This window comes from Pseudomonas sp. SIMBA_041 (genome assembly GCF_046535095.1).
Classification (GTDB): domain Bacteria; phylum Pseudomonadota; class Gammaproteobacteria; order Pseudomonadales; family Pseudomonadaceae; genus Aquipseudomonas; species Aquipseudomonas mucoides.
On sequence record NZ_JAWRXJ010000117.1, the window covers coordinates 1 to 330 of the forward strand.

The 330-nt window shown below is 52.4% G+C and carries 1 rRNA gene; it reads right to left on the minus strand.

The window, feature by feature from the left end:
• Positions 1–330 (minus strand): 23S ribosomal RNA (locus tag SB725_RS30500); the annotation flags it as partial.

Sequence of the window (330 nt, forward strand, 5' to 3'; positions counted from 1 at the left end):
CGCCGTTTACCGGGACTTCAATCAGGAGCTTGCACCCCATCATTTAATCTTCCGGCACCGGGCAGGCGTCACACCCTATACGTCCACTTTCGTGTTTGCAGAGTGCTGTGTTTTTATTAAACAGTCGCAGCCACCAGTTTATTGCAACCCCTTCACCCTCCTGGCGCAGGCCAGTCAAGCTACAAGGGCGTACCTTATCCCGAAGTTACGGTACCAATTTGCCGAGTTCCTTCTCCCGAGTTCTCTCAAGCGCCTTAGAATACTCATCTCGCCCACCTGTGTCGGTTTGCGGTACGGTCTTGTTGAACTGAAGCTTAGAGGCTTTTCCTG